Annotated in this window: 26 protein-coding genes and 2 tRNA genes; 12 read left to right on the forward strand and 16 right to left on the reverse strand. The window is 64.9% G+C overall.

Annotated features, from left to right (window positions below):
* Positions 1 to 46: 46 nt before the first annotated feature.
* A tRNA-Ser gene (locus KW845_RS26420) sits at positions 47 to 139 on the forward strand.
* A 152-nt stretch (positions 140 to 291) separates the two neighbouring features.
* On the opposite strand, the gene KW845_RS26425 is transcribed toward KW845_RS26420, so the two are convergent.
* Positions 292 to 726: a VOC family protein gene (locus KW845_RS26425; protein ID WP_218372374.1), complete on the reverse strand. Its 435-nt coding sequence runs from the start codon at positions 724 to 726 to the stop codon at positions 292 to 294.
* 102 nt (positions 727 to 828) lie between these two features.
* Positions 829 to 1,809, reverse strand: coding sequence for a tripartite tricarboxylate transporter substrate binding protein (locus KW845_RS26430; RefSeq protein ID WP_218372375.1), 981 nt, complete (start codon positions 1,807 to 1,809; stop codon positions 829 to 831).
* Positions 1,810 to 2,092: 283 nt separating this feature from the next.
* Between KW845_RS26430 and KW845_RS26435 the strand changes: the two genes are divergently transcribed.
* From KW845_RS26435 to KW845_RS26460, 6 genes are all read left to right on the forward strand, one after another.
* Positions 2,093 to 2,857 carry a class II aldolase/adducin family protein gene (locus KW845_RS26435; protein WP_218372557.1) on the forward strand — a complete coding sequence of 255 codons (765 nt, stop codon included), beginning with the start codon at positions 2,093 to 2,095 and terminating at the stop codon, positions 2,855 to 2,857.
* A gap of 12 nt (positions 2,858 to 2,869) precedes the next feature.
* Positions 2,870 to 4,369 carry an aldehyde dehydrogenase family protein gene (locus KW845_RS26440; RefSeq protein ID WP_218372376.1) on the forward strand — a complete coding sequence of 500 codons (1,500 nt, stop codon included), beginning with the start codon at positions 2,870 to 2,872 and terminating at the stop codon, positions 4,367 to 4,369.
* An 8-nt stretch (positions 4,370 to 4,377) separates the two neighbouring features.
* The gene (locus tag KW845_RS26445; protein ID WP_218372377.1) at positions 4,378 to 5,163 is read left to right on the forward strand and encodes an IclR family transcriptional regulator; all 786 of its coding nucleotides are present in this window, start codon (positions 4,378 to 4,380) and stop codon (positions 5,161 to 5,163) included.
* A 45-nt stretch (positions 5,164 to 5,208) separates the two neighbouring features.
* Positions 5,209 to 6,198: a tripartite tricarboxylate transporter substrate binding protein gene (locus tag KW845_RS26450; protein ID WP_218372378.1), complete on the forward strand. Its 990-nt coding sequence runs from the start codon at positions 5,209 to 5,211 to the stop codon at positions 6,196 to 6,198.
* Between the two features lie 82 nt (positions 6,199 to 6,280).
* Positions 6,281 to 7,042, forward strand: a complete 762-nt coding sequence (locus tag KW845_RS26455; protein WP_218372379.1) for an SDR family NAD(P)-dependent oxidoreductase — start codon at positions 6,281 to 6,283, stop codon at positions 7,040 to 7,042.
* Between the two features lie 32 nt (positions 7,043 to 7,074).
* Positions 7,075 to 7,416, forward strand: coding sequence for a carboxymuconolactone decarboxylase family protein (locus KW845_RS26460; protein ID WP_218372558.1), 342 nt, complete (start codon positions 7,075 to 7,077; stop codon positions 7,414 to 7,416).
* A gap of 45 nt (positions 7,417 to 7,461) precedes the next feature.
* On the opposite strand, the gene KW845_RS26465 is transcribed toward KW845_RS26460, so the two are convergent.
* The 4 genes from KW845_RS26465 to KW845_RS26480 all read right to left on the reverse strand — a co-directional run bounded on the left by KW845_RS26465 (position 7,462) and on the right by KW845_RS26480 (position 11,088).
* On the reverse strand, positions 7,462 to 8,022 hold the full coding sequence (locus tag KW845_RS26465; RefSeq protein WP_218372380.1) for a cysteine dioxygenase: 561 nt from the start codon (positions 8,020 to 8,022) through the stop codon (positions 7,462 to 7,464).
* A 101-nt stretch (positions 8,023 to 8,123) separates the two neighbouring features.
* On the reverse strand, positions 8,124 to 9,086 hold the full coding sequence (locus tag KW845_RS26470; protein ID WP_218372381.1) for a tripartite tricarboxylate transporter substrate binding protein: 963 nt from the start codon (positions 9,084 to 9,086) through the stop codon (positions 8,124 to 8,126).
* 17 nt (positions 9,087 to 9,103) lie between these two features.
* Entirely contained in the window at positions 9,104 to 10,297 is a 1,194-nt protein-coding gene (locus KW845_RS26475) for a CaiB/BaiF CoA-transferase family protein (RefSeq protein ID WP_218372382.1), read from the reverse strand.
* 53 nt (positions 10,298 to 10,350) lie between these two features.
* Positions 10,351 to 11,088, reverse strand: coding sequence for an enoyl-CoA hydratase/isomerase family protein (locus tag KW845_RS26480; protein WP_218372383.1), 738 nt, complete (start codon positions 11,086 to 11,088; stop codon positions 10,351 to 10,353).
* Positions 11,089 to 11,316: 228 nt separating this feature from the next.
* Here KW845_RS26480 and KW845_RS26485 point away from each other — a divergent pair, with 228 nt between their 5' ends.
* Positions 11,317 to 12,231: a Ku protein gene (locus KW845_RS26485; protein ID WP_218372384.1), complete on the forward strand. Its 915-nt coding sequence runs from the start codon at positions 11,317 to 11,319 to the stop codon at positions 12,229 to 12,231.
* Between the two features lie 2 nt (positions 12,232 to 12,233).
* Positions 12,234 to 14,846 (forward strand): DNA ligase D, encoded by a 2,613-nt coding sequence (ligD, locus tag KW845_RS26490; RefSeq protein ID WP_218372559.1) that lies wholly within the window; start codon positions 12,234 to 12,236, stop codon positions 14,844 to 14,846.
* Positions 14,847 to 14,882: 36 nt separating this feature from the next.
* On the opposite strand, the gene KW845_RS26495 is transcribed toward ligD, so the two are convergent.
* Entirely contained in the window at positions 14,883 to 15,554 is a 672-nt protein-coding gene (locus tag KW845_RS26495; protein WP_218372385.1) for an O-methyltransferase, read from the reverse strand.
* A 117-nt stretch (positions 15,555 to 15,671) separates the two neighbouring features.
* On the opposite strand from KW845_RS26495, the gene KW845_RS26500 reads away from it, so the two are divergent.
* A complete protein-coding gene (locus KW845_RS26500) occupies positions 15,672 to 16,532 on the forward strand; it encodes a LysR substrate-binding domain-containing protein (RefSeq protein WP_218372386.1) in 861 nt (286 codons plus the stop codon).
* Positions 16,533 to 16,543: 11 nt separating this feature from the next.
* Here the strand turns inward: KW845_RS26500 and KW845_RS26505 are convergent, their stop codons facing one another.
* The 8 genes from KW845_RS26505 to KW845_RS26540 form a co-directional block, all read right to left on the reverse strand.
* Complete coding sequence (locus tag KW845_RS26505) at positions 16,544 to 18,124, reverse strand: class I adenylate-forming enzyme family protein (RefSeq protein ID WP_218372387.1); 1,581 nt, start codon at positions 18,122 to 18,124, stop codon at positions 16,544 to 16,546.
* Positions 18,125 to 18,140: 16 nt separating this feature from the next.
* Positions 18,141 to 19,331 (reverse strand): acyl-CoA dehydrogenase family protein, encoded by a 1,191-nt coding sequence (locus tag KW845_RS26510; RefSeq protein ID WP_218372388.1) that lies wholly within the window; start codon positions 19,329 to 19,331, stop codon positions 18,141 to 18,143.
* Between the two features lie 10 nt (positions 19,332 to 19,341).
* Complete coding sequence (locus KW845_RS26515) at positions 19,342 to 20,214, reverse strand: nitrilase-related carbon-nitrogen hydrolase (protein ID WP_218372389.1); 873 nt, start codon at positions 20,212 to 20,214, stop codon at positions 19,342 to 19,344.
* Between the two features lie 9 nt (positions 20,215 to 20,223).
* Positions 20,224 to 21,120, reverse strand: coding sequence for a glycine betaine ABC transporter substrate-binding protein (locus KW845_RS26520; RefSeq protein ID WP_218372390.1), 897 nt, complete (start codon positions 21,118 to 21,120; stop codon positions 20,224 to 20,226).
* A 60-nt stretch (positions 21,121 to 21,180) separates the two neighbouring features.
* Complete coding sequence (locus tag KW845_RS26525) at positions 21,181 to 21,822, reverse strand: ABC transporter permease (protein ID WP_218372391.1); 642 nt, start codon at positions 21,820 to 21,822, stop codon at positions 21,181 to 21,183.
* 2 nt (positions 21,823 to 21,824) lie between these two features.
* Positions 21,825 to 22,793, reverse strand: a complete 969-nt coding sequence (locus KW845_RS26530; protein ID WP_218372392.1) for an ABC transporter ATP-binding protein — start codon at positions 22,791 to 22,793, stop codon at positions 21,825 to 21,827.
* A gap of 33 nt (positions 22,794 to 22,826) precedes the next feature.
* On the reverse strand, positions 22,827 to 23,489 hold the full coding sequence (locus KW845_RS26535; protein ID WP_218372393.1) for an ABC transporter permease: 663 nt from the start codon (positions 23,487 to 23,489) through the stop codon (positions 22,827 to 22,829).
* A 202-nt stretch (positions 23,490 to 23,691) separates the two neighbouring features.
* Positions 23,692 to 24,645: a GlxA family transcriptional regulator gene (locus tag KW845_RS26540; protein WP_218372394.1), complete on the reverse strand. Its 954-nt coding sequence runs from the start codon at positions 24,643 to 24,645 to the stop codon at positions 23,692 to 23,694.
* A 113-nt stretch (positions 24,646 to 24,758) separates the two neighbouring features.
* Between KW845_RS26540 and KW845_RS26545 the strand changes: the two genes are divergently transcribed.
* A tRNA-Arg gene (locus KW845_RS26545) sits at positions 24,759 to 24,835 on the forward strand.
* A 145-nt stretch (positions 24,836 to 24,980) separates the two neighbouring features.
* On the opposite strand, the gene KW845_RS26550 is transcribed toward KW845_RS26545, so the two are convergent.
* Positions 24,981 to 25,670: a DUF1275 family protein gene (locus KW845_RS26550; RefSeq protein ID WP_218372395.1), complete on the reverse strand. Its 690-nt coding sequence runs from the start codon at positions 25,668 to 25,670 to the stop codon at positions 24,981 to 24,983.
* 81 nt (positions 25,671 to 25,751) lie between these two features.
* Between KW845_RS26550 and KW845_RS26555 the strand changes: the two genes are divergently transcribed.
* Positions 25,752 to 26,648 (forward strand): LysR family transcriptional regulator, encoded by an 897-nt coding sequence (locus KW845_RS26555; RefSeq protein ID WP_218372396.1) that lies wholly within the window; start codon positions 25,752 to 25,754, stop codon positions 26,646 to 26,648.
* Positions 26,649 to 26,651: the final 3 nt, after the last annotated feature.

Consider the following 26,651-nt stretch of genomic DNA (forward strand, 5'->3'; position numbering starts at 1 on the left):
CCGCAGGCGCGGGCCGGGAAAATCATGCTAGAATCGCAAGTTCTGCGGAGACGTGCCCGAGAGGCTGAAGGGGCTCCCCTGCTAAGGGAGTATGTGGCTAAAAACTGCATCGTGGGTTCGAATCCCACCGTCTCCGCCAAGGAAGCATTTCAGGTTTCCCCGCATCGCCGACCAACCCGCATGAACACTCGTTCCGCGGGTTTTTTGTTGCCTTGCCCTGGTGCCGGCCACGTTCGCCCGGGTTGGCCCGCCGCATGGCCTGCCCCCGCATCGGCGGGGCTGGGGTTTGCGCTAGGCGGGCATCTTGCAGGGCCGTTCGCCCAAGGGCTGCCCCAACCGCACCAGATAGCCGTCGGGGTCCAGGACCAGGAATTCCCGCACGCCATTTTCTACTGTTCCAGATTGGTACCAGGTGTCCTGGCAATCGCGAAACAGCGGGTACTCGGCGAGCCGAAGCCTTTCGAGCATAGGCGCGACGTCGTCTACTTCGATTTGCAGGTTGATGCCTCGGCCAAAGGGCGGTTCCATGGGGGCTGTCAGCCATTGCCTGGGGACTGCGCCAAGTTCGGCCAGCATGACCTGAACGCCGTCCTTGTCCAAATACACGAATTTTTCCTGCGGCCGTTGATAGGCCACGGCGAATGCCAGGCAGCCCACCCAGAAATCCAGGCTTCGATCGAGGTGGGCGACATACAACTCGGGAACCATCTTGTTGCGTACCAGCATCTGGAATGTTCTCTTGGGCGGCTTCGGTGTGTGCCGGCCAAGAATAGCATTCGTGCACTTATCCAACGTGGCGGCCCGATCCGGTTCTTTTTTCAGCCGGGCCTATCCTTCCGGAGTAATGCCGATGGCCGGCAGCAGCCTGCCGAAGAAGGCACTGTCGCTGGCAAAGGCGGCCATCAATTCGTGGCCATCCATCCAGCGCGGCGTGGCGCCGATGCCGCTAAGCTGCTGCTGCGTGGCGGGCTCTGCCATGACGTGCCGCAGGGCGGCGGCCAACCGCTCTACGATGGCCTTGGAGGTGCCTTGCGGACTGAAAAGGCCCCAGGTGGGCCCGGTTGGGCGCTGCACGTCCAAGCCCAGTTCGGTAATGGGCGGTACGTCGGGAACCTCGGCGCGCCGTTTGTCGCCAAAGGTGAATAACGGCACTACGCGGCCGCCTTGCACATAAGGCACGACGGCGGCATCGATCAGGAAATCGATCTGGCCGCCCGCCAGTGCCGTCGCGGCGTCCGAAGATCCCTTGAATGGCACGTGCAGCATGTCGATGCCGGCGTCCCGCTTGATGATCTCGCCCTGGATATGCCCCAGCGTACCCACGCCGGGCGAACCGAAGGTCAGCTTGCCGGGCGCCTGCTTGGCGGCGGCGACGAATTCGGCGAAGTTGGCCGTGCCCAGTTCCTTGCGGGCCGCCGCCACGCCCAGGTATTCAGCGATGCTGCCGATGGCGGTGAAATCGTGTTGCGGATCGAAGCGCAGGCTTTTGCGCAGATGCGGAAGCACCGTGAACGCAGTCGACGAGCCGAACAGCAGCGTCTGGCCGTCCGCCGCCGAGCGCGCGACAAACTCCGTTCCCAATTGCGTGCTGGCGCCAGGCTTGTTTTCGATGACGACCGGTACGCCCAGTTGTGCCGCCAGGCGCTCGCCGACGATGCGCATGACGCCGTCGCTGCTGCCTCCGGCCGGAAAGGGAATGATCACGCGTACAGGCTTGTCCGGCCATCCTGAACTGGCGAACACCGGGCCAGTGGCGGCCAGCGACAGCATGAATAGGGAAAAGCTGCGTCTGCTCAAGCGGCGGTGCATCGTTGTCTCCTTGATGGGGCGTGGCGGCGCACGGTTGGCTCATCCACAATGAATCTTGCTTGTTTGAGACGGTCTTCTGCCGTCGCTGCAGCGAAGATATGGCATTCCGAAAACAGGCACAAAGATTCCACATAAGGGAACGGCACCTGTCCTGGTCGCGTGCATGGCAGTTCTCATATATGGAACTGTTGTGCCCGGTTTCGGTACACGATTATCTTTCGGCTTGCGACAACGCCGATTCGAGCGGATCGCGCGGTCCACGTTCAGATGGATAGGAGACATGATGCATGTCACGCAAGCGTCGCAATCCGACCAGGCGCAGCGCACGCGCTGCGAGCTGGCGGCGCTATATCGCCTGGTCGCGCACTTCCGCATGACCGACCTGATCTACACGCATATCAGCGCGCGCCTGCCCGGTGCAGAACACCGGTTCTTGATCAACCGGTACGGCGTGCTGTTCGACGAGATGCGTGCCAGCGACCTGGTCGAGGTGGACCTGGACGGCAACGTGGCGGGCGGCAGCAGCCATCAGGCCCATAGCGTGAACCGGGCAGGCTTTGTCATCCATTCGGCCATTCATGCGGCGCGCCCGGATATGCATTTCGTGATCCATACCCATACTGCCGCGGGTATTGCCGTGTCGGCACAGAAGCACGGGCTGCTGCCGATCAGCCAGTTCGCGATGAAGTTCTACCGTCGTATCGGCTACCACGGCTATGAAGGCGTAGCGCTCGAACTGGGCGAACGCGAGCGCCTGGTGCGCGACCTGGGCAGCCATCGGGCCATGATTCTTCGCAACCATGGCTTGCTGGCGGGCGGGCGTACCGCATCCGAGGCCTTCCTGACCATGCTTACGCTGGAACGCGCCTGCCAGGCGCAGGTCCAGGCCATGGCGGCAGGCATGGAAGCACTGAACTTTCCCGCCGACGAGGTATGCGAGCGTGCCGCCAGGCAGACCAATCCGCAAGACATCCCTGCTCATTATGAGATGGCATGGAACGCCGCCCTTCGCCTCATCGAGGCGCAACCCCCTGACTATCGGACTTGAGGCATGAATGGCATGAACAGCAACGACCCGACGAGTTCTCTTGCCGCGCGCATTCTGTCCGCCGCGGCCAATCAGTTGTATATCGATGGCGAATGGGTAGCGTCCAGTTCCGGCGAACAACTCGAAAGCATCAATCCCGCGACCGGTGAAACCATCGCCCATGTGGCCAATGGCAACGCGGCCGATGTCGATCGCGCGGTGGCAGCGGCTCGTCGCGCGCTGCACGGGCCGTGGCGCGACACGACACCGTATGAACGGCAGGCCATCATCCTGAAGCTGGCCGACCTGGTCGACCAGCATTTCGATGCGCTGTGTCTGCTCGACTCGATGGACATGGGCGCGCCCTTGTCGCGCCTGCGTGCCAACAGCCGCAAGCGTGCGCTGGGACGGCTGCGCTTCTACGCCGGCATGGCGACCGCGATCCACGGCAATACCATCGGCAATTCGGCGCCAGGAAAGGTGTTCACCTATACGATGCGCGAGCCGATAGGCGTGGTGGCGGGCATCATCCCCTGGAATGCGCCCATGACCTCGGCGATATGGAAGATCGGCCCGGTGCTGGCCACGGGCTGCACCATGGTGTTGAAGCCTGCCGAACAGGCCTCGCTGTCGTGCCTGATGCTGGCCGAACTGATGGCGCAGGCCGGCGTGCCGCCGGGCGTCGTCAACGTTGTCACGGGAGTCGGGGAAATCACCGGCGCAGCGCTGGCCGGGCATCCCGACGTAAACAAAGTGGCTTTCACCGGATCGCATGCGGTTGGCCAGAGCATCGTGCGGGCATCGGCGGGGAACCTGAAGCGGGTGTCGCTGGAGCTGGGCGGGAAGTCCCCGGATATCGTGTTCGCCGACGCCGATCTGGACAAGGCCGTGCCCGGCGCCGCGATGGGCGTGTTCGGCAACACCGGGCAAGTGTGTTGTGCTGGAACGCGCCTGTTTGTCGAGCGCAAGATCTATGACGAATTCGTGCAGCGCGTGGCGCAGTTCGGCCAGCAATTGCGCGTGGGCAACGGGCAGGATCCTGACGTCGAGATCGGGCCCCTGGTGTCGAAAGACCAGTTGGAGCGCGTGCTCGACTACATCGACATCGGCCGGCGCGAGGGCGCGCGCACGATCTCGGGTGGCGAGCGGATGACGGAAGGGAACCTGGCAAACGGCTACTTCGTTCGGCCGACGGTGTTTGGCGACATCGAGGACGGCATGCGGATCGCCACCGAAGAGATCTTCGGTCCGGTCGTGTGCGCGATCCCTTTCGACACCATAGACGAGGTCGAGCAGCGCGCCAACGCCACGGCCTTCGGGCTGGGCAGTGGTGTCTGGACGCGCGACATCAACAAGGCCCAGCGCCTGTCGCGTTCTTTGCACGCGGGCTCGGTCTGGGTCAATTGCTACAACCTGATGGATCCCGCGGTGCCGTTTGGCGGCTACGGCCTGAGTGGCTATGGCCGTGAAGGCGGAGTCGAGCACCTGGACGAATATCTGCAAACCAAGGCGGTATGGATCAACGCTACTTGAGGTGAATCATGAATAACACCTTGGTCAAGGGGATTGCGGTGCTTGAACTGCTGGCCCACAGCAGCCGGCCGCTGAGACTGACCCACATCGCCGCCGAACTGGGCATCGCCAAGAGCAACGTGCATCGTCTGATGCAGGCCCTGGTCGAGATGCGCTACGTGCTGCGCGATGAGGAAAGCAGCACTTACAGTGCCTCGATCAAGCTCTGGGAGCTGGGGACGGCCGTGCTGGGCAAGCTGGACCTGCGGCGCCATGCCGAACAGCAGATGAACGCGCTGCAGGATGAAACGGGTGAGACGGTGCACTTGTCGGTGCTGGACCGCAACCAGGTGGTGTATGTGCACAAGGTGGAAAGCATGAATCCCGTACGCGCCTACACCCAGATCGGGGGGCGCGTGCCCGCCTACTGCGTGGCAACGGGCAAGGCCCAGCTCGCCTACCGAAGCGAGTCGATGCTGGCCGAGATGTCGGGCCGGCTTGAGGGGCATACCCCCAACACCATCGTGGACCCAGCCCGGTTCCTGCGTGAAATGAAGAAAGCCCGGGCGCAGGGTTTTGCCGTGAACCGCGGCGAATGGCGCGACAACGTCTGGGGGATCGCCGCGCCCATCATGGGCGCGAAAGGTGCCGCCATTGCCGCGGTAGGCATTTCGGGGCCGGCCGACCGGATACGGAAGAAGCATCTGCAAGACAGCGCTGCGCTGGTCGCCGCCGCGGCGGCGGCAATTTCAGAGGCCCTGGGCAGCGTCGCGCAGTTGGACGCGCTGCTGAACCTGGGCCGGCGCGCCGCCTGAGCCGTCCGCCGATACGAATCAGAGCCATACCCGGAGACTCGTTCCATGAAGACCATACTGCGCGGCGCGGCTATCGCCGCGGTCAAGGGAGTGCTGTGCGCCGCCGCTGTCGTTCCGCTGCTGGCGGGGGCGGCCGCGTATCCCGATCGTCCTATTCAGTTCGTCATCAATTTCTCCGCCGGCGGCGCCACCGATATCAACGGCCGCCTGATCGCAAAGTACATGAGTGAGCGGCTGGGCCAGCCGCTGGTGGTAGAGAACCGCGCCGGCGCGGCGGGCGCCATAGGCGTCAACTACGTGACGCATGCCAGGCCGGACGGTTATCTGATCGGCATGTCGGGCCTTGGGCCGACCGTCATCCACGCCTTGCTGGGCCGCACGCTGGGATTCGACCCGCAGCGCGACCTGAGGCCTGTCGCGTTCCTGGGGTCGTCCAGCATGGCATTCGTGACGCGGGCAGGGTCGCCGATACGCAGCGTGCGCGATCTTCTCGAACTGGCCAGGGCGCAACCTGGCAGGCTTACCTACGGTACTGCCGGCAGCGGCACGCCGGGTCACCTGGCCGCCGCCTACCTGGCCAGCATGGCTGGCATAGAGATCACCCAGGTTCCCTACAAGGGCGATTCGGATCTGCTGCCCGACCTGATGGCGGGACGCATCGATTTTGCCAGTGTCGGCATGGTCAGCGTCTTTCCGTTGCTGCAGGCAAACAAGCTGGCCGGCATTGCGATCACGACCAAGGAACGCCTGCCGTCGCTGCCAGGCTTGCCGACCGTGGCCGAGAGCGGCGTGCCGGGCTATGACGCCGAGACCTGGAACCTGTTGGTCGTGCCAACCGGAACCGACCCAGCCATTGGCGCGCGGCTCAATGAGGTGGTCAACGGCATTACGGGCGATCCGCAGTTCAATGCGCGCTTGCTGGAACTGGGCAGCACCACTCGCCAGATGGATCCCGCGCAGCTACGGCAGTTCATCTCGAGCGAGCGCGCCAAATGGGACAAGGTGATCCGCGACGCCGACATCAAAATGGAATGACGCCGCATTTTGACGGAGCGCGGTGCGATCTGCAGTTCGTGTTCCTTATTTTCAGCAAATACACACAAAGGAGTGACCAGGCATGATCAGTTTCAAAGACAAGGTGGTGTTCATTACCGGGGCAAGCGGCGGGATAGGCGGGCAGATGGCGCGCGATTTCGGGGCGGCGGGTGCCACGGTGGTGGCGCACAACCACGGCTTGCCGGATGCCACGGCTGCGCTGCTCAAGGATCTGGAGGCCGCCGGAGTGCCTCATTTGCTGGTCGAAGGAGATGTGACCGATACGGCCGCCGTCGAGCAGATGGCAACGCACATCGCGCAGAAATTCGGCCGGCTGGACGTGTTGGTAAACAATGCCGGCGCGTCGGGCGCCAAGGCCGATTTCAGCACGCAGGCGCTCGATGTATGGAACCAGACCGTCGCACTCAATCTGACGTCGGTTTACCTGGTCATTCAGGCCTGCCTGCCCTTGCTGGAGAAATCATCGGACGCCAGCATCATCAACCTCAGTTCGACCGCGGCGCGCAATGGCGGCGTGGTGACGGGAAGCGCGTATGCCGCGGCCAAGGGCGGCGTCAGTACGTTGACCAAGGCGCTGGCCAAGGACTTCTGCGCCAAGGGTATCCGCGTCAATGCCGTGGCCCCCGGCCTGATCGACACGCCTTTCTACGGAAACGTCAATGTCAATGAACGCTATGCCGAGCGCATCACGCGTATTCCCTTGCATCGGGTGGGGCGTCCGTCGGACATCTCCGGCCCGGTGATGTTCCTGGCCTCGTCGCTGGCCGCCTACATGACGGGTGAAGTCATCGAGGTCAGCGGCGGCCTTTCCATCATGGCCTGAACCCCTTGCTTCTGGAGAATGATCTGATGTCCATGTTCATGAAATGGTCCGACTTGCTGGGCACGCTGAAGCGGTCTTCGAATCGCCTGGGCGATACCAACCCCAAGATGCTGCAGGCCTATCGAGACCTGGCCGCCGCTCAGGGCTCGAACGGCGCGCTGGATGCCAAGACCCGGGAATTGATCGCCATGGCGGTGGCCGTGACGACCCGTTGTGATGGCTGCATTTCTTCGCATGCCGCAGCCGCGGCGGCCGCGGGCGCGACCGAGGCAGAGATGAGCGATGCGCTGGGTACCGCGATTGCGCTGAATGCCGGCGCGGCGTATGTGTACTCGCTGCGGGCGATGGAGGCCTTTGGCGAACTGAAGAAGTAGGAAAGGAAGCAGGAAAACCGTGCGCCGCGCCGGCGGTGCACGGTCTCAGCGCGTGCCTTGCGTCGAATAGCCCGATACGAAAGCCTTGGGCGGCGCGCCATCGTCGTAGTAGACGTGGCGCTTGACCTGGCCGATATCCGCGCCATAGCAATGGATGCTGATGGACACCTCGTCAGCGCTGGCATTCTGCACCCGGTGCACATCACCGACCGAGGGCGACACCTGATCGACCTGGCCGGCCTGCAGCACATGCGCGGGGCCCTGGGGGATGGCCAGGCCGCCGTCTTGCAGGCTGTATGGGGTGCCGGTCTCGGCGCCGCGCAACATGCCGATGATGCCCCATACGGTATGGTCGTGAATCGGTGTGCGCTGGCCGGGGCCCCAGACGAAGCTGACGACCGAGAATCGTCCGGCCGGGTCCAGGTGCAGCAGGAATTGCTGGTAGTGATCGGGATGCGGTACGGCACAGGCCGGGTCCAGCCAGTCGTCGACCGCGACGAGCCGGGCCATGGCGGCGCTTACCGCGCTCAGGACTTCGGGTTCGGCATGGCAGGTATCGACCGCGTCGTCCACGGCGTCGACGAAGGCTTTCAATCTGGGGTGCATGTCGTGGTCATCCTCTGGGGGCGCCATGGCGCGGGAGCCTGGGGCCCACGCTTGCGCCGCACGGGCTGTGGGCGAGTGTCCGGGCAGCATAGCGTAGAACGCTACATCGAGATACCCAGCTCTTGCGTCAGTTGGGCGTAGAAGGCATCGTCCTGCGCCAGTTGGCTGGCCAGCTCGTCGGGCGATGCCCAGCTGGCGGCGGCGCTTACGCGCACCAGCTGCGCTTGCACCGCGGGATCGTCCAGTGCCGCTTGCAAGGCAGCCGAGATGCGCTCGGCCATGGCCCGTGGCAGCCCTTTGGGGGCGGCCATGATCCACAGCGGGCCGGAAGGCAGGCGCATATTCAGGCCTGCCTCATACACGGTGGGAAGGTCTGGCAGTCCGGCGTGGCGATGCCTCGAGAAGGTGGCAATCGGCGTGATTCGACCGCCCTGGATGGCATGGGCGACCGTGCCGTCCACCAGGAAATCGATCTGGCCGGCGTTCAATGCCGTCAATGCATCGGCAGACCCTTTGTAGGGTACATGCAGCATGGGTACGCCGCTGGCGCGCGCGAGCTGCTCGCCCGCCAGGTGGCTGGCCGTACCGACGCCCGAAGATCCATAGCTCATGCCCGGGTGCGCCTTGGCATAGGCAAGGAACTGCTCCATGGTGCTGATGTGCAGTCCGTTGCGCACACCCATGACCGGCACATAATCGGCAACGCCGCCCAATACCGTGAAGTCGCCCAGTACGACAGGCGATTCCCGCAGGTGCGGCTGCAGGGTGAACGCGCTGGAGGTGCCGAACAACAGCGTGTATCCGTCGGGCGCCGCATTCGACACATACTTATTGGCTATCAGGCCCGACGCCCCGCCTTTGTTCTCGACAAAAATCGAGGCCTTCAACTCGCTTGCCAGGCGTTCGGTAACCAGCCGGGCGACCGCATCGCTATTGCCGCCGGGCGGATAGGCGACCACCATGCGTACCGGCCTGGCGGGCCAGGCATCCTGGGCCACGCCAGGGCCGCAGTGCAACAGCAGCCCCAGGCACGCGAGCCAGGCGCCCCATTTTTTCTTTCCCATCGCTGTCCCCTGGTGGTTCAGACTACGTCGTCGCTGCGCAATTGTTCTATCTGCGCGTGGGTGTATCCCATCTCTTGAAGCAGCTCGTCAACGTGCTGCCCCGGCAACGGGGGCGGCCGGACGACTGCGCCGGTGCCATCGGCCAGCTTGAAACCCGGGCCGATCAGGCTCATGGCGCCCAGCGGGCCATCGATATGCTGGATCACGGCGCGGTGCTTGAGCTGGGGGTTATCCAGCGCTTCGCGGACATTGAGCACCCGTCCGCAAGGAATGTCGGCGGCCTTGAAACGCTCGACCCATTCGTCGGTCGAGCGCTCCCGCATTGCCTGCGCGATACGCTCGCGCAGTACCTGGCCGTTGGCAATGCGCAAGGTCCAGGTTTCGAAGCGCGGATCATCGAATACATCGGTGAGCCGCAGCGTGGTCATCAAGCGGCGATATTGCTTTTCGTTGATGACGGCCAGGATCATGTTGCCGTCCTGCGTCGGGAACATATTCGCCGTGGGCTTGCGGCTGACCGACAGGTTGCCGAATTGACGCTGGATATGGCCGCCGATCAGGCATTCGGTCAGTTGCTGCGCCATGAGGCTCATGCTTGCGTCCAGCATGGCCACGTCCACGAACTGGCCCCGCCCGGTACGGGTGCGCTGGAACAGGGCGCAGGATATGGCGTAGGCGGCGGTGATGCCGGTAATGGTGTCGGCCGCCGCGAACCCGGTGCGCACCGGCCCTGTCGCGGGGTCGCCCGTCATGGACATCATGCCCGAGATCGCCTGGATCATGCCGTCGAATGACGCGGTCTGGGCTTCAGGCCCTTCCTGGCCGAAACCCGTGACTGCGCAATAGATGAGGGCCGGGTTGATCTCGCTGAGCGTGGCATGGCCGATACCCAGCTTGTCCATGACGCCCGGACGGAAGTTCTCCATCACCACATCGGCGGTGGCCGCCAGGCGCTTGACGATTTCAATCGCCCGCGGCTGTTTCAGGTCCAGCGTAAGGCTGCGCTTGTTGCCATTGAGCGCGGCCCATCCCGGCGAGTATCCCTGCTTGCCCCAGTCGGGGGTAAGCGAGCCGAAACGCATTTCTTCGCCGCCGCGCTGCTCGATCTTGATGACATCGGCGCCTTGCAGCGCAAGTTGATAGCTGCCGAATGGGCCGGATACGACATGCGTGAAATCAAGGACGCGCACACCGTCGAACGGTCTGGTCATAGAACTGCCCCTGCAGGATGCTGGAAAGTTTTGCGTGCAAGCGCCGTGCGGCGTCAGCGCCCGGTGAAATTCGGCTTGCGTTTTTCCCGGAAGGCCGCAACGCCTTCTTCGCGATCCTGGCTGTTGCGCGTCGCGTTGGTCTGCCGCATGGTCTCGGCGGCGATTTCGGACGGGCCCTTCACCAGGATGTGATCGTTGACGAAGCGCTTGAGCGTGCGCAATACCATCGGGGCGAATTCGCACAATTGCGCGGCGTGTTCCAGGGCGGTGTCCACCTGCTTGCCCACGGGGACGACGTCATTGATCATGCCGACGTCGTAGGCGCGCTGCGCGCTCATGGGGCGGCCCAGCAACATGACGTCCATGGCCGCCTTGTGGGGCACACGGCCGGCCAGGCCCGCGATCAGGCCGCCCGTCAGCCCAAGGCGGCCTTCCGGGTACGAGAACTTGGCATTGTCGGCGGAGACGATCAGGTCGCAATGCGTGGCCAGCACCAGGGCGCCGCCCACGACCCAGCCCGCGGTTGCGGCGATGATGGGCTTTTCGGTCTTGATGCCCAGGCCGGGAGTGCAGCGCCAGACTTCCGGAATATCGGCTACATCGGCGCCCGACGAGAAGGCATCGTTGCCTTCGCCGGTAATGACGGCTACACGCTGTTCGCCGGCATCGAATTCCTCGAATGCGGCTTGCAGGTCCAATGCCGTCTGGCGGCATATGGCATTTCGACGTTGCGGCCGGGTAATGGTGATCAGCGTGGTCAGCCCATGCCTGGATACAGAAATATTCGCCATGATTTTGTCGTCCCACCCTTGTTATCGATGCCGCGGGCTTCAAGGGCCCTGGGCGTGCAAGGACTATAGAGCGGTCCATGAACTGCGACAAACGTTCAGCATTTGAGAACAAGCGCTATGCTGGATCTGCGGCGCATCACCGCGCCAGGCGCGCAGGCACGCTAATTGCTTCCCCGCTGAACCGGCGGGACCGGCTTTGCCGGCCGCCTGTACCGACAGAGGTGAATCATGGCGACTAGGACAATCTGGAAAGGGGCGATCTCGTTCGGGCTGGTTCACATCCCGGTGGGCCTGCATACCGCCACCTCGGATTCGGGCGTGGATTTCGACTGGCTGGACAAGCGCACCATGGACCCGGTGGGCTACAAGCGCATCAACAAGCGTACCGGCAAGGAAATCGACCGCGACAACATCGTCAAGGGCGTGGAATATGAAGACGGCGAATACGTCATTATTTCCGCGGACGAAATCGCCGACGCCTATCCCCGCACGACGCAGACCATCGAGATCCAGCGGTTCGTGGATGCCGCCGAGGTCTCGTTCATGTATCTCGAGCGGCCTTATTACATCGAGCCGATCAACCGCGGCCACAAGGTGTATGCGCTGCTGCGCGATACCCTGGCCCAGACCGGCAAGATAGGCATCGCCAAGGTCGTGATCCAGACCAAGCAGCACCTGGCCGCGCTGATTCCATCGGGCGACGCGCTGGTACTGAACCTGATGCGCTGGGGCGAAGACGTCAAGTCCATGCAGGGCCTGGACCTGCCTTCGTCGCGGGCCAAGAACATGACGCCCAGCGCCAGCGAGCTGAAGATGGCCAAGATGCTGGTGCAAGATATGTCCGGTGAATGGGACCCCGATGATTTCAAGGACGAATTCCGCCAGACGGTGATGGACCTGGTCGAGAAGAAGGCCCGCGCCGGCAAGACCAAGACCGTGATCGAACCCCAGGAAGAGGCGCCGGCCTATGCCGACAATGTCATCGACCTGACTGAGTTGCTGCAGCGTAGCCTGAAGGGGGGCAGCAAGAAGGCCGCCAAGAGCGCCCGCAAGACCGGCGCCAGATCCGCCAGGAAAGCGGCGCCGCGCAAGCGGGCCGCCAAGAAGGCCCCGGCCAGGGCCGGCGCGCGCAAGGCAGCATGACAATGGCCGATACCCTGAAACGCTACCGCGAAAAGCGCGATTTCAAGCGTACCTCCGAGCCGGCCGCGGGCGGCACGGCCAACAACAAGGCACGTGCCTTCGTCATCCAGAAACACTGGGCCAGCCGGCTGCACTATGACTTCAGGCTGGAGCTGGGCGGCGCCATGAAGAGCTGGGCCGTGCCCAAGGGCCCCAGCTACGATCCTTCCGTCAAGCGCATGGCGGTGCAGGTCGAAGACCATCCCATCGCATACAACCAGTTCGAGGGCGAGATTCCCAAGGGCCAGTATGGCGCGGGCAAGGTGATCATCTGGGACGAAGGCACCTGGGTTCCCGTGGGTGACGCGCGCAAGGGCTATCGCGACGGGCATCTGAAGTTCGACTTGCAAGGTGCCAAGATGCAGGGGCGCTGGGCCCTGATACGCATGAAGGGCCGGGAAAGCGAAAAGCAGCCGCCCTGGCTGCTGATCAAAGACCGCGATAAGCACGCGCGCGACGAAGACGAGTTCTCGCTCGTCGACGAAATGCCCGACAGCGTGGTTCCCTTGCGCAAGCAGCGCCAGGCCATCCCGCAAAAGCAGACTGCCGCGGCGGCTCGTGCCGATGCAGAGGCCCAAGCCACGGTGCCCGGCAAGCCGGCCGAATTGCCCGCCGAACTCAAGCCGCAACTGGCTACCCTGGTCGACCGGCCGCCGCGCGATGGCGATGATTGGTTGTACGAAGTGAAGTACGACGGTTATCGCATCCTGGCTCGCCTGGAAGACGGCCAGGCGCGGCTGTATACGCGCAATGGCCGCGACTGGAGCGCCCGGCTTGCGCACCTGGCCAAGGCCATCGCCAAGCTGGACCTGCCATCGGCCTGGATCGATGGCGAGATCGTGGTGCTGGCCGATAACGGCGCTCCCAGTTTCCAGGCGTTGCAGAATGCTTTTGAAAGCGAGCGCACGGGCGCCATCGTCTATTACGTGTTCGACATGCCTTATGTGGCCGGGCGCGATGTGCGGGGCGAACCGCTGCATGCGCGGCGCGCCTGGCTGCGCCAGTTGATCGCCGCCAACGCGGGCCGGCTGAAAGATGCCGTGCGTTTCAGCGAAACCCTGGAAGCGACGCCGGCCCAACTGGTGGCTTCGGCCTGCAAGATGGGCCTGGAAGGCATCATCGGCAAGCGGCGCGATTCATCTTATACATCGCGCCGCAGCGAGACCTGGATCAAGCTGAAATGCGCCTTGCGCCAGGAATTCGTGATCGTGGGGTATACCTTGCCGCAGGGTTCGCGCTCGGGATTCGGCGCGCTGCTGCTGGCAGTGCATGACCAGGACGGCAAGCTGCGCTATGCCGGCAAGGTGGGTACCGGCTTCGATGCGCAAGGCTTGGAATCGCTGGCCCGCCAGTTGCAGGCGCTGGATACGCCGGACAGCCCGCTGGACAGCCGTGCCAAAGTGCCGCGCGGCGCGCACTGGGTCAAGCCGGTGCTGATCGCCGAGGTGTCCTTTGCCGAATGGACGGCTTCCGGCCACGTGCGGCAGGCGTCGTTTCGCGGCCTGCGCAGCGATAAACCGCCGCGCGACATCGGGCGCGAGACCCCGATGGCGGCGCGCGAGATCGAAGCCGATACCGCGGCGGGCTCTGGAGGCTCGCCCACTGGCCGGCAACGTGCCGCTGCCGCCGAGTCGGGCCGCGCACGGGCCACCGCCAAGGCAAAGGCAGGCAAGGCCAAGAGAGCCGTGCGCCCGGCCAGGCTTACGCATCCCGAGCGCGTCATCGACCCCAGTACCGGACTGACCAAGCTGGACCTGGCCCGCTATTACGGCCTGGTGGCGCCGCTGTTGCTGGAACACCTGCGCGGCCGGCCAGTGTCGTTCGTGCGCGCGCCGTCCGGCATCAAGGGCGAACTGTTCTTCCAGAAGCATCCCGAGACGGCCACCATGCCGGGCATTAAGTCCTTGCCGCAGCGCCTGTATCCCGACCATCCCCCCCTTGCGGAAGTGGCCGCCTTGCAAGGCATCATGTCGGCCGCGCAAATGAACGTGGTCGAGTTCCACACCTGGAACGCGATCAAGACGTCGATCGACAAGCCTGACCGCATGCTGTTCGACCTGGATCCGGGCGCAGGAGTGAAATGGCCGGCCGTGCGCCAGGCTGCGGAACTGGTGCATGTGCTGCTGCGCGAGCTGGGCCTGCATGCCTGGCTGAAGACCAGTGGCGGCAAGGGCCTGCATGTCGTGGTGCCGTTGCGCAAGCAGTATGACTGGGATGTGGTGAAGGACTTCTCGCAGGCTATCGTGCGGCACCTTGCCCGTACGGTGCCGCAGTTGTTCGTGGCCAAGAGCGGCCCCAAGAACCGCGTCGGCAAGATCTTTGCCGACTACTTGCGCAATGGCTTCGGCGCCACCACGGTGGCCGCCTGGTCGGCCCGCGCGCGGCCGGGCATGGGTGTTTCCGTGCCCCTGGCCTGGGATGAACTGGGCCGCCTCGATAGCAGCGACCACTGGACGGTGGCCAACATCCATACGCGCCTGGATGTGGGCAATGCCCCTTGGGACGACTACAAGCCGCAAGCGATCGGCGCGGCGATGAAGGCGCTGGGTTTCAAGCCCGGGCAGAATGGCGGCTGAGCAGCCGCCCGTCGTGCCTGCGCCCGGCACCGTGCTTCAACGCGACACCACCGCCAGCGAAAAACCGTCCCAGCCCTTGCTGCCTACGGTCTGGATGGCGGTGGCGGTCAGGCGCAGATCGTGGCCCAGGGCTTCCAGGAAGCGGCGCGCGCCGCGTACATCGGGCTGGCCGGCCGCTTCCGGATCGGCTATGCGTCCGCCGCGGATGATGTTGTCGCCCACGATCACCGTGCCGTCGCGCGCCAGCGCCAGCGCGCCGGCCAGGTACTGCGGATTGTCGGCCTTGTCGGCGTCCAGGAAGATCATGTCGAACGCAGGGGCCCGTTCGGCCACCAGGCGCCGCAGGGTGTCGCGCGCGTCGCCCACGATGATCTCGGTGCAGCCCGCCAGCCCGGCCGCGGCCAGGTTCTGCCGGGCCACCTGCGCGCAGGCGGGGTCATGCTCCAGCGTCAGCAACTGCCCGCCGGCTGGCAAGGCCCGCGCCAGCCAGATGCTGCTATAGCCGCCCAGCGTGCCGATTTCCAGAATGCGCCGGGCCCGTACCATCTGTGCAAAAATCTGCAATAAGCGCCCCTGGTTGGGCGCAACTTCGTGGGCCGGCAGGCCTGCTTCGCGCGAACGGTCCCGGGCGTGTTCCAGGGCGGTATCGTTCAGGTGCAGCGCCTCTTCAAAATAGCTGTCTACAGCGTTCCATTGCTTTGGATCCATGGTGCGTGCCTGCGTTACAAGGTCGATGGGGATGCCATGCATGCTACGCAAACCGACCAAATCGCGATATCGAGTTATTCTGCTTGTTTCGTCAGTTTTTCTAACATGCCGAGACCCATGCGATCCCTGCCGCCCTTGTCCGCCCTGAAGGTTTTCGAAGCCATTGCGCGCACCGGTTCGGTCACGGCCGCCGCCCAGGAACTGCACCGCACCCATGGCGCGATCAGCCGGCAGTTGCGCCTGCTGCAAGACCACGCCGGCGCCGCGCTGTTCGACAAGCAGGGCAACGGCTTGCGCCTGAACGAGCACGGCGCGGCGCTGCATGCCCTGGTGCAGCCGCTGTTCGACCAACTGGAAGCCGGCTATGCCGGTATCGTGCAGCGGGCCCGCTATCCTGGCCTGCATGTGGCCTGCAGCGCCACTTTCGCCATGCGCTGCCTGGTGCCGCGGCTGGGGGATTTCTATCGCCAGCGGCCCGACATCCGCATCCGCTTGTCCATGACCTCGGCGCGTGAACTGCGGGGCGAGGGCGCCGACTTGCTCATCGCCTGGGACCTGGCCACGTATCCGCAGGCCGACCGGGCCGCCGCCGTGCCACTGGCAGCGGTGGCCTTCGGCCCGGTGTGCGCGCCCGGGTACCGCGCCAAGGGGGCAGCCAGCGCACGCATTGCACATGACTTCACCACCAGCGCCTGGACGCAGTGGCAGGCCTTGTCGGGTATCGACCTGAAGCTGGGCCGCGAACTGACCTTTCCGCACGCGCATTTGTGCATCGAGGCGGCCGTGTCGGGCCTGGGCGTGGCGCTGGTCGAGCAGCGCCTGGTGCGCAAAGAGCTGGACGATGGCACCCTGGTGGCACCGCATGGGTTCACCCGCTTTCCGGGCGAATTGATGGCGCTGCCCGGGGCCGCCCGCACGGACGGCCCGCAAGTCCTGGCGTTCATTGGGTGGCTGCGGGGGGCGCTGGGCGAGGCTTAGATGCCTGGCAGTCAGGCGTTGGCAGGCGGTGCCGCTGCCGCCAGTGCCGGCAGGTCGCGACGCAGTACCTTGCCGCTGGGGTTCACCGGCAGCCGCTCGACGAACACGACGGCGCGCGGCCGCTTGTAAGACGCCAGTTCGTTGCTGTGACGGCAGAACTCCTGGATGGCCTCGGCCGTCAGGACCGGGTCGCTGCGCACGACGAAAGCCGTCACGGCCTGGCCCCAGCGCGCGTCGGGCATGCCGATGACGGCGGCCTCTTGTATGCCGGGACAGCGGTACAGGACTTCTTCGATCTCGCGCGGATAGATGTTTTCGCCGCCGGACACGATCATGTCGTCGACCCGGCCGTGAAAGTGGAAGTACCCGGCCTCGTCCACGCTGAAGAGGTCGCCGGTGTATAGCCAGCCGTCGTGCAGCTTCTTGCCGGTCTCGGTGGGGTTGTTCCAGTAACCGCGCGTCATCTGTGGGCCTTGCACGGCCAACTGGCCGATCTCGCCCGGCTCGGCCAGGTCATCGGGCCCCAAAGGTCCGCTGTCGCGATGGCGCAGGACGCGGCAGCTGCTGATCAGTGTGGGCTTGCCGCAGGAACCCAGGCGCGACAGCGCGTCGGCGGGGTGCAGCAGCAGCGTCAGGCTGGCTTCGGTCATGCCGTAGCCGTTGTAGATGTTGGGGCACAATTCGGCAATGACACGCGCCATGGTGGCGGCCGGGATTGCCGCGCCGCCTGTGGTGATCATGCGCAGCGAGCGGGTATCGATGCGCTTGAACTGCGGATGGAACAGCATGTCCTGGATCTGCGTGGGCACAGCGAACAGCGTGGTAATGCGCCGCCGTTCGATCACGCGCAGCGTATCCAGCGCATCCCAGCGCGGCAGGATGATGTTGGCCGCGCCCACGGCCAGGTGCGGCATGAAATAGGCCTGCATGCCGCCCACGTGATACAGCGGGGCGATGTGCAGCGCCACGTCGTGGCGCGTCAGGCCGTATTCCATGATGCAGTTTCCCGCGATCGCCACGTCGTTGGCGTGGGTGTGGATCACGCCCTTGGGCCTGCCGGTGGTGCCCGAGGTATAGACCAGTGCCGCGATATCGTCCGCGGCGGGCGCCTGGCGGGCTTCCGGCCGTTCAGGGCTGGCGTCGATCAGGGCCTGCATGGCCCAGTGGCGGCCATCGGCCGGCACGTCCGCCGCCGCGTCGGCATCGGACTGGATGTACAGCCCCAGGGCGGGCAGGGTGGCGCCAGCCTGTTCTACCAGCGGGCGCACCGATTCGTCGTACACCAATGCGCGCGCGCCGCTGTCGCGCAAGATGTAGGCGGCCTCGCCGGCCGACAGGCGGAAGTTCATGGGCACCGCCACGGCACCGAGCAATTGGCAGGCCAGGTAGGCGGTGGCGGTGGCCTCGGACGTCTTCATGAAAATGGCCACTCGGTCCGACGGGCGGATGCCCAGGTCCGCGTAGCCCTGGGCCAGGCGGCGCACCCGGTCGCTCCATTGAGCGTAGGTCCATTGCCGGTCTTGGTAGGCAAGCGCCAGCCGGTCCGGATACTTGGCGACGGTTTGCTCGAAAAGAGTCTTGATGGTCAGCATGATGAGATGCAAGGGTTCACAGATTGGGCCTGATGCCGGGCAAGGCGCGGCTGGCGATCAGGTACTTGGCCATCTCGGAGCTGCCGCCCACGATGGTCAGTGCGCGGGCGTCGCGGTAGATCTGTTCGGCCCGGCCGTATTGCTTGGTGATGCCATCGCCGCCCAGGACCTGCACGGCGCGATCGGCGCAGAAGTTGGCGGTTTCGGTGGCCACCAGCTTGGCCATGGCGGCCTCTTTCATCAGGTCCTTGCCGCGCACCCCGCGGTCGTACATCTTGGTGGCGCGATAGGTCAGGAGTTCGGCGGCATCGATGCGCCAGCTCATCTCGGCGATCCAGTCCCAGATCAGCTGCTTGGCACCCAGCGGTTGCCCGAAGGCCTCGCGCTGCTGCGCATGCGCCACCGCGATATCGAAGGCGCTGCGCGCCACGCCCAACCCCGAGCCGCCCAGGATGGCGCGCTCGAAATTGAACATGCCCAGCATGATGCGAAAGGCGCCATCGCGTTCGCCCAGCAGGTGGTCGGCGGGTACGCGGCAGTCGCGTAGTTCCACTTCGCCTACGATGCACCCGCGCCGCCCCATGAAGTCGTAGTTGCGTGGAAAGGACAGCCCGGCTTGCCCGGCCGGTACGACTACCGCGCTCATGCCGCGCTGGGCCGGCACGTCGGGGTTGGTGATGCCGTACACAATGTAGATATCGGCTACCGAGGCGTTGGAGATATAGCGCTTGAAGCCGTTGATGACCCATTCGCTGGTGGTGGCGTCGAAGTCGATGCGGGTTTCCATGCCAGCCGAGTCGCTGCCGACATTGGGTTCGGTGACGCAGATCGCGCCGATGGCTTCGCCGTCCAGGATGGCGGGCAGGTAGCGATCGCGCACCGCCGGCGCGGCGTGCCGGTGCAGCGGATAGGCGCAGCTCAATGCAGTGGCGATGGTGGTTTCGAATGCGTAGTTCAGATAGGCCGCTTCTTCGGACAGGATCGTGGCGTGAGTCAGCCCCGGAGAATCGAGCGGGCCTTGGTACAGGTCGGCGAACATCAAGCGCAGGTAGCCTGCCGACCCCAATGCGCGGACCGCGGCCTTCACGGCGTCCCAGTCCCGCCGGTCTTCGATGGCCTGGGCGCGCGGGGCCAGTTCGTCTTGCAGGAAGCGCTTGATCTGCGCACGGAACGCACGGTCGGCGTCATCGAGCAGGAAATCCGTCATGGCGGTCTCTTCAAAGTGGCATGGATGGATCGCGGCCCAGGCGGCTGCCCCAGCCGCTGTCGCGCGCGTCGCGCACCGTGGGCAGCAGGAAGCGGGCCCTGCGCAGCGTGTCGTGGTCCAGGCGCGCGCACACCAGTTGCGTGGCGGTATTCCCGGCCTGAGCGATGACCTGGCCGAACGGATCGACAATGCGCGAGCCGCCCCAGAAGGTCAGGCCGTCCTCGGTGTCGGTACGGTTGGCCATCACCAGGTAGCACCCGTAGGTCATGGCGTGGAATTGCAGGTTCACGGCCCAGCCGGCCGGATTATCAAACCCGGTGCCCACGGCTTCCAGGCCTGAACTGATCGGTGCGGCCATCACGTTGGCGCCTTGGCAGGCCAATTCATGGACCAGCGCAGGATTCCACAGGTCGGCGCAGATCGGCGTGGCCAGGCTCCAGCGCGAGTCCAGCGTGAACGCCCGGGGCAGGCCACCGCGCGCGTAGTACTTGCCATCGTCGAGCCTGCCGTAGGTGGCCAGGTTGACTTTGCGGTGCACATGCAGCAGGCGGCCGTCGCCCACGGTGGCCACACTGTTGTAATACTGGCCCGCGGCATCCGTTTCGACGAAGCCGAACACAGTGCGTACCGGCCCGGCCGCATCGGCCAGGGACTGGATCAGGGCATGGCCCGGTTCCAGCCCCAGTTCAGGGGCGTGGCGCCCGGCGCCATGGCCCACCAGCGACAGCTCGGGAAACACCAGCAAGTCGAGGTGCCGTTCGCGCGCCTGGGCAATCAGCGCCAGATGGCGCGCGCAGTTGGCGTCCAGGTCGCCCGGAATGCTGTCGAATTGGGCCGCGGCGGCGTGCAGGGTGCCTGGCGCCGCGATGGTGGAGTCCGGCATGAGATCGCCCTAGATCAGGTTGTTGCTGGCCAGATAGTCATGGGCCACTTGCTGGATGGCCTGCTTGTCCACATCGACACTGGCATTCAGTCGCGCCATCGTGGCGTCGTCCAGCGTGTGCGACAGTTTGTTCAACCATTCGGCCACTTGCGGATTGGCGTCCAGCACGGCCTGGCGCACCACCGGGGTCAGCGCATACGACGGAAAGAACCGCTGATCGTCTTGCAGTACCACGAAGTCGAAGGCGGGAATGCGGCCGTCGGTGGCGAACACCAGGGCGATGTCGATCTGCCGGTTTTTCAGGGCCGTATAAGTCAGGCCAGTGTCCATGCGCTTGATGGCATCGCGCGGAAAGTCCAGGCCATATGCCTTGCTCAGCGGCTTGAATCCATCGGCGCGCGCATAGAACTCGGCGTTCGAGCCGAACGTCAGCTTGGTGCCTTGTCCCATCACGCGAGCCAGGTCGCTGATGGTGGCGATACCGAGCTGCTGCGCCTGGTCGCGGTTCATGGCCAGCGCGTAGGTGCTGTTGGCCTTCGAGGGGTTCAGCCAGACCAGGCCCTTGGCGGCATCCAGGGTCTTGACCTTCTGGTATGTGTCCTCTGCCGACAGGCGGTCCTGGATCTTGTTGTAGGTGATCAGCGATGTGCCGGTGTATTCCCAGTACACGTCCACCTGGCCGTTTTCCTGGGCGGTTCGCAATACGGTGCTGCCCATGCCGTCGCGCTTCTGGACAGTGATGCCGTGCTTTTCCAGCAATTGCGTGGTCAGTTCGGCCAGGATCTGTTGTTCGGTGAAGTTCTTGCCGCCCACCACCAGGGTCTGGGCCTGGCTGGCGCCTGCCAGCAGCGGTGCGGCCAGGGCGGCAATGCCCAGCAGCTTGCGCAGCAGCGTGATGCTTTTCATGTTGTCTCTCCTTGTCTGTCGCGGGGTTTTCAAAGTTGCCGCGAGGCGCGGCGTGCGATGTCAATGTTCGGGATTGATGCCCTTCGATAGCATCCGGCGCTGCGCCGTGCCCACCAGCATGTCGGTCAGCACGGCCAGCAGGGCGGTGGGCACGGCGCCGGCCAGCATCATGCCCAGGTCGTTCAGGTCGATGCCGGTGAAGATCAGTTCGCCCAGGCCGCCGCCGCCGATCAGGAAGGCCAGCGGCGCGGTCCCCACCGTGATGGCCAGGGCCGTGCGGATGCCGGCGAAGATCACATACAGTGCATTGGGCAATTCCACTTTGAACAGGATCTGGCGCGGCGTCATGCCCATGCCCAGCGCCGCCTCGACCAGGTGGCGTGGTACCGCGGCCAGGCCTTCGATGGTGTTGTGCACGATGGGCAGCAAGGTGGCGACCCACAGGCCGAAGATGGCGGGTCCCGCGCCAATGCCCATCAGGCTCATGGCCAGCGCCAGCAGCGCCAGCTTGGGGATGGCCTGCCCGATGTTCAGCAACTGCATCGCCGGCGCGGCATAGCGCCGCATCCAGGGCCGGCTCAGGCAGATGCCCAGCGGCACGGCGACCGCGATGGCCAGGCCGCCTGCGATCAGCACCATCAGCATGTGCTGGCGCGACAGGTACAGAATGTCTTCCTGGTGGCTGAGAATGTCGGCCAGCATGGTCAGGCTTGCCCTGTGCCGAGCAATTCGCCGATGCGCTGGCGGGTGACGTGCCCCACGATCCGGCCAGCCGGGTCGGCGCAGGGCAGGCTGTCGACGCCGTGCGTGTACATCAGCGATACCGCCACGCGCAGGTCGTCGGAACACTGCAGCGTGGCCGGATGCGCGCCGTTGGCGGCAGGGTGCCCGGCGTCGGCCAGGGCATCGGCGGCGGTATAGCGGCGCAGCCGTTTCAAGGTGCGGTCCTTGCCCACGAAGCCTGCGACAAAATCGTTGGCCGGCTCGGCCAGCAGGCGGTCGGGCGTATCGAACTGTTCGAGCTTGCCGGCCCGGAACACGGCGATCTTGTCGGCCATCTTGACCGCTTCGTCGATGTCGTGGCTGACGAACATGATGGTCTTGCGGACTTCACGCTGGATCCGCAGGAATTCGTCCTGGATGGTTTCACGGTTGATCGGGTCGATGGCGCCGAATGGCTCGTCCATCAGCATCACGGGCGGGTCTGCCGCCAGGGCGCGCGCCACGCCCACCCGCTGTTGCTGGCCGCCCGACAATTGCTTGGGATAGCGCGACAGGTACACCGACGGGTCGAGGGCCACGATGTCCAGCAGCTCGGCCGCGCGCCGGCGTATGCGGTTCGCGTCCCAGCCCAGCAGGCGCGGCACCACGCCGATGTTTTCCTCGATGGTCATGTTGGGAAACAGGCCGATCTGCTGGATCACGTAGCCGATATTGCGGCGCAGTTCCACGACGTCGAGCGCGTCGGTGTCGCGGCCGTCGATATGGATCTTGCCCGAGGTCGGGCCGATCAGCCGGTTGATGATCTTCAGCGTCGTGGTCTTGCCGCAGCCCGATGGCCCCAGCAGCACGCAGATTTCTCCGCGAGCGACTTCCATGCTGACGTTATCGACGGCCAGGAAGTCCGTGTTGTCCTGGGTGTAGCGCTTGACGAGATTTTCTATCTTGATCATGAGGGCATTCCTGCAGGCGTGCGGTGCGCGGGTTCAGGTGTGCTGCGGGTCGCGCAGGCCGGCTGGGGTCAGGCGGTGTTGCAGTCTGGCCAAAAGGTAGTCGGCAGCGATGGCCAGCAGGCTGACCATGATGGCGCCGGCCACGAGCTGGCGGGGATCGGACTGGCTGATGCCGCGGCTGATCAGCTTGCCGAGTCCGCCCGCGCCGATATACGTGGCAACTGCTGCGATGCCCACATTGATGACCACGGCCATGCGCACGCCGGCCATGATCAGCGGCACGGTCACGGGTAGTTCTACCCGGGCCAGCCGCTGCCAGGTGGTCATGCCCATGCCGCGCGAGGCTTCGCGCAGCGCCGGGTCGAAGTTCCTGATGGCCGTGTATGTGTTGCGGATGATGGGCAATTGCGAATACAGGAACAGCGCAATGACCGTAGGCAGGAATCCTACGCCTTGGCCGATCAGCGACAGCACCGGGATCATCAGCCCGAACAGCGCCACCGAAGGAATCGTCATCGTGATGGCGGCCACGTACAGCACCAGGCGCGCCGCGCGCTCGTTCTGGGAAATGGCGATGCCCAGCGGCACGCCCGTCAAAATGGCCGCGCCCACGGCGATCACCACGATCTGTACGTGTTGCCAGGTCAGCTGCGCGATCAAGCCGGCATTCTCGTAGAGAAATACCAGGGTATCCATGTTGTCTCCCGCCAGTGCGTGCCCCGGGGGCACGATGTCGTTGTAGTGGGGTTGCTCCCTTGCCCCAGACTATAGGGAAGGCGGCGGCCGGGGCGGTATTATGGAGCCGACAAATTGCTGCACAAAAGCGACATCATGCCGCCCGGGCAGACTCCGCCTGATAGGGGCTGGCCCAGAAGAAACCCTTGTTTATCCTGTTGAATCAATGCCTTGATTTCCGTTCCTGGCCTGGCGTGTGGCCAAAATATTGGCGGTATTGACGTCCTAAATGCGACGAACTGGCAAAGCCGCACTGCATCGCAATGTCGTGCAGGGAATAGGTGGATTCCTGCAGCAGTTTCTGCGCCGCTTTCAGTCGCAAGCCGATATAAAAGCGGGTGGGGGTCGCGCCAAAGTGTTGCAGCCACAGGCGCTCGAACTGCCGCGCCGATACCCCGGCCAGCGAGGCCACGGTATGGGTCGGGATCGGTGTCTCGATGTTCTGTTCCATCAGCGTCAGCGCCTTGACCAGGCGGCGGTCGTCGATGCCATAGCGCCATTGCACCGACATGCGCTGTCCTTCGGTAGAGGTACGCAGGCGCGTGTGCAGGAATTGATCGGCGACCTCCATCGCGAAGGGTTTGCCGTGCGCGCGGGCGATCAAATCCAGCATCATGTCCATGGCCGAGGTGCCGCCGCCGCAGCTCAGGCGCTGGCGATCGATGCAGTACAGATCGCGGCATACATCGATCCGGGGAAATTCCTGAGCGAAGGCGCGCATCGAATCCCAATGGATGGTGCAGCGGTAGCCGTCGAGCAGGCCGGCACGCGCCAGGATCAGCGTGCCCAGGCTGATGCCGCCGACCGGTTTGCCGGTGTCGGCCTGGCGCCGCAGCCAGTCGAACACCCGGACGTCGCGGTATTGAGCCAGCCCCAGGCTGGCCACCACGAACACCAAGTCCAACTCGGGCACGCCGGCCAGCGCGGCCTGCGGGCTGATCTCGAAGCCGCTGCTCGAGGCCGTGGGTGCCGCGCCCGGCTTGATCAGGCACCACTCGTACAAGGGCTGGCCCGTGATGTAGTTAGCCGAGCGCAGGGGTTCGGTGGCCGAACTGAGGGCCATCATCGAATACTGGGGCAGCAGCAGGAAACCGACGCGAAAAGGAGGCTTGTCCATGCCGCCTATTATCGGGGCGGCAATCGCCACGGCAAGGGCTGCCCACCGTTGCCGCGGGGGGCGAGGCGATTTGCCGGCGTTGGCGAGAAGATGCTATAGTCGCGTTCTTTGCAGCGCCCGTAGCTCAGTTGGATAGAGTACTTGGCTACGAACCAAGGGGTCGTGGGTTCGAATCCTGCCGGGCGCACCAAGTTTTTGCAGTAGGGCGGCTAGTTCAACTGCCAAAAACCAGCGGTAAAAAAACCAAGGGCATAACGCCCAAGCAGCGAGCAGTAAGCAGTACGTGGCATAAGAAAGCGGCATAAGAAAGCGGCATAAGAAAGCGGGAAGCTTCCTTATGCCGCTTTTGTTTTGCGCTTCTTGCTTGCGCGTGGTGCGCGCCAGGCCCATCCGGCCTCGGCCCCGGCACCCAGGGCCGCCGCCATTGCCACCAGGCCCAGCGTATACGGGGCCAGGCGCGCGTCCAGCCAGGCGGCCAGGATGACTCCTGCCAGGAAACTGGCCCAGCGCAGCATCCCCATCACGGTGCCCACCCAATCGCCCGCAGCCAGCGCCCGGCCGGTCCTGACCAGGGTGCCGGTAATGAAGGTCACGCCGGCTTCGTCGGCGCGCACCTGGTTCAACGTGCCCATGGCCGCGGCCACCAGCAAGATGGCGGCCAGCGGGTAAGGGGTGGCGGCCAGCGGGGCGGCCGCAGCGGTCAGTGCGGCGCACGCCGCCAGCAACAGCGTGCCGCGCAGGCGGCCAGCGGCGCGGCCGGCCCATGCCGCCAGCGTGGTCGCCGCGAAGAACACCAGCACGACGGCCAGCAAGGGCACGATGGCACCAAGCCTTCCCTGGGACAGGGCAACGCCGATTTTTGCTGTATCGCCGGTAACATACACGGCGAACAAATGCATGCTGTGCAATACCATCAGTGCGTCGGTAGCGCCCGCCAGGGCGACCAGAAAAAAGACCGGCATGCCGGCTGCAACGGCCTGGCGCAAGGTCGGCAAGGCATGGGGCGGCAAGCTTGTGCTTGTCATGGCAGGGTCCTGGTGCGGAGCAGGGCGGCGGGTTGGCGCGAGCGCCGCGCAAGTTCAATCGCAGAATGGGGAAAACACGCGATGAGTTTCGATTTGGCCGACCTGAGGCTGATCAGGCAGTTGGTGGATGCAGGCAGCCTGTCGGAAGCGGCCCGCCGCGTACAGAGTTCGCCGGCTGTCATGAGCCGCCGCCTGTCGGCCCTGGAGACCCGCCTGGGGACACGGCTGTTCCATCGCTCATCGCGGCAATTCATGTTGACGCAGGAAGGCGCGATGCTGCACGAGCGCGCGCTGGCGGTGCTGGAATCGGTCGCGGAAATAGAAGCGGAGATCGCTGCGGTGGGCACCGTGCCCCAGGGACTGCTGCGCATCGGGGCACCGATGCAGATCGGCCGGCGCCGGATTGCCCCGGTGGTGGGGGATTTCGCCCGGCAGTATCCGGAAGTCGCCATCCAGCTGATGCTTTCGGATACCGGTTTCAGTGTCATCGACGATGCGCTCGATGTGGCTGTCCGGGCAGGCCTGCCCGATGACCCGGACATCGTCGTGCGCCGCCTGCTGAGCAGTCGCCGGCTGATTTGCGCCACCCCCGAATACCTGGCGCGCCACGGTACGCCCCGGGTGCCGGAAGACCTGCTGCGGCACAACTGCATCCGGCTGATGCGCCGGCGCGGCGCGTTCGATCCGTGGCTGTTCAAGTACGCCAACGGTGAAATCAGGTCGGTGCAGGTCAGTGGGCCGCTGATGGCGGCCAGCGGCGAGGTCATGTACGACTGGATCGTGCAAGGGCGTGGCATCGGACAGAAGGCACTATGGGATGTGGAAGAAGACTTGCGCGTCGGCCGGCTGGTGGAGTGCCTGGCCGACTACGCGTGCCACGACATTTCCCTGTATGCCACCTGGCGCGCGCGCCCGCACTTGCCGCTGCGCCTGCGCAAGTTCATCGACTACCTGGCACAGGCCTTCGAGGCGACCTAGGCA

It is taken from the genome of Bordetella sp. BOR01 (assembly GCF_019218885.1).
GTDB lineage: Bacteria > Pseudomonadota > Gammaproteobacteria > Burkholderiales > Burkholderiaceae_B > Bordetella_A.

Coding starts and splice junctions, on each gene's coding strand:
- KW845_RS26425 (WP_218372374.1), bottom strand. CDS start 726: ATGCTGGTACGCAACAAGATGGTTCCCGAGTTGTATGTCGCCCACCTC.
- KW845_RS26430 (WP_218372375.1), bottom strand. CDS start 1,809: ATGCACCGCCGCTTGAGCAGACGCAGCTTTTCCCTATTCATGCTGTCG.
- KW845_RS26435 (WP_218372557.1), top strand. CDS start 2,093: ATGCATGTCACGCAAGCGTCGCAATCCGACCAGGCGCAGCGCACGCGC.
- KW845_RS26440 (WP_218372376.1), top strand. CDS start 2,870: ATGAACAGCAACGACCCGACGAGTTCTCTTGCCGCGCGCATTCTGTCC.
- KW845_RS26445 (WP_218372377.1), top strand. CDS start 4,378: ATGAATAACACCTTGGTCAAGGGGATTGCGGTGCTTGAACTGCTGGCC.
- KW845_RS26450 (WP_218372378.1), top strand. CDS start 5,209: ATGAAGACCATACTGCGCGGCGCGGCTATCGCCGCGGTCAAGGGAGTG.
- KW845_RS26455 (WP_218372379.1), top strand. CDS start 6,281: ATGATCAGTTTCAAAGACAAGGTGGTGTTCATTACCGGGGCAAGCGGC.
- KW845_RS26460 (WP_218372558.1), top strand. CDS start 7,075: ATGTTCATGAAATGGTCCGACTTGCTGGGCACGCTGAAGCGGTCTTCG.
- KW845_RS26465 (WP_218372380.1), bottom strand. CDS start 8,022: ATGCACCCCAGATTGAAAGCCTTCGTCGACGCCGTGGACGACGCGGTC.
- KW845_RS26470 (WP_218372381.1), bottom strand. CDS start 9,086: ATGGGAAAGAAAAAATGGGGCGCCTGGCTCGCGTGCCTGGGGCTGCTG.
- KW845_RS26475 (WP_218372382.1), bottom strand. CDS start 10,297: ATGACCAGACCGTTCGACGGTGTGCGCGTCCTTGATTTCACGCATGTC.
- KW845_RS26480 (WP_218372383.1), bottom strand. CDS start 11,088: ATGGCGAATATTTCTGTATCCAGGCATGGGCTGACCACGCTGATCACC.
- KW845_RS26485 (WP_218372384.1), top strand. CDS start 11,317: ATGGCGACTAGGACAATCTGGAAAGGGGCGATCTCGTTCGGGCTGGTT.
- ligD (WP_218372559.1), top strand. CDS start 12,234: ATGGCCGATACCCTGAAACGCTACCGCGAAAAGCGCGATTTCAAGCGT.
- KW845_RS26495 (WP_218372385.1), bottom strand. CDS start 15,554: ATGGATCCAAAGCAATGGAACGCTGTAGACAGCTATTTTGAAGAGGCG.
- KW845_RS26500 (WP_218372386.1), top strand. CDS start 15,672: ATGCGATCCCTGCCGCCCTTGTCCGCCCTGAAGGTTTTCGAAGCCATT.
- KW845_RS26505 (WP_218372387.1), bottom strand. CDS start 18,124: ATGCTGACCATCAAGACTCTTTTCGAGCAAACCGTCGCCAAGTATCCG.
- KW845_RS26510 (WP_218372388.1), bottom strand. CDS start 19,331: ATGACGGATTTCCTGCTCGATGACGCCGACCGTGCGTTCCGTGCGCAG.
- KW845_RS26515 (WP_218372389.1), bottom strand. CDS start 20,214: ATGCCGGACTCCACCATCGCGGCGCCAGGCACCCTGCACGCCGCCGCG.
- KW845_RS26520 (WP_218372390.1), bottom strand. CDS start 21,120: ATGAAAAGCATCACGCTGCTGCGCAAGCTGCTGGGCATTGCCGCCCTG.
- KW845_RS26525 (WP_218372391.1), bottom strand. CDS start 21,822: ATGCTGGCCGACATTCTCAGCCACCAGGAAGACATTCTGTACCTGTCG.
- KW845_RS26530 (WP_218372392.1), bottom strand. CDS start 22,793: ATGATCAAGATAGAAAATCTCGTCAAGCGCTACACCCAGGACAACACG.
- KW845_RS26535 (WP_218372393.1), bottom strand. CDS start 23,489: ATGGATACCCTGGTATTTCTCTACGAGAATGCCGGCTTGATCGCGCAG.
- KW845_RS26540 (WP_218372394.1), bottom strand. CDS start 24,645: ATGGACAAGCCTCCTTTTCGCGTCGGTTTCCTGCTGCTGCCCCAGTAT.
- KW845_RS26550 (WP_218372395.1), bottom strand. CDS start 25,670: ATGACAAGCACAAGCTTGCCGCCCCATGCCTTGCCGACCTTGCGCCAG.
- KW845_RS26555 (WP_218372396.1), top strand. CDS start 25,752: ATGAGTTTCGATTTGGCCGACCTGAGGCTGATCAGGCAGTTGGTGGAT.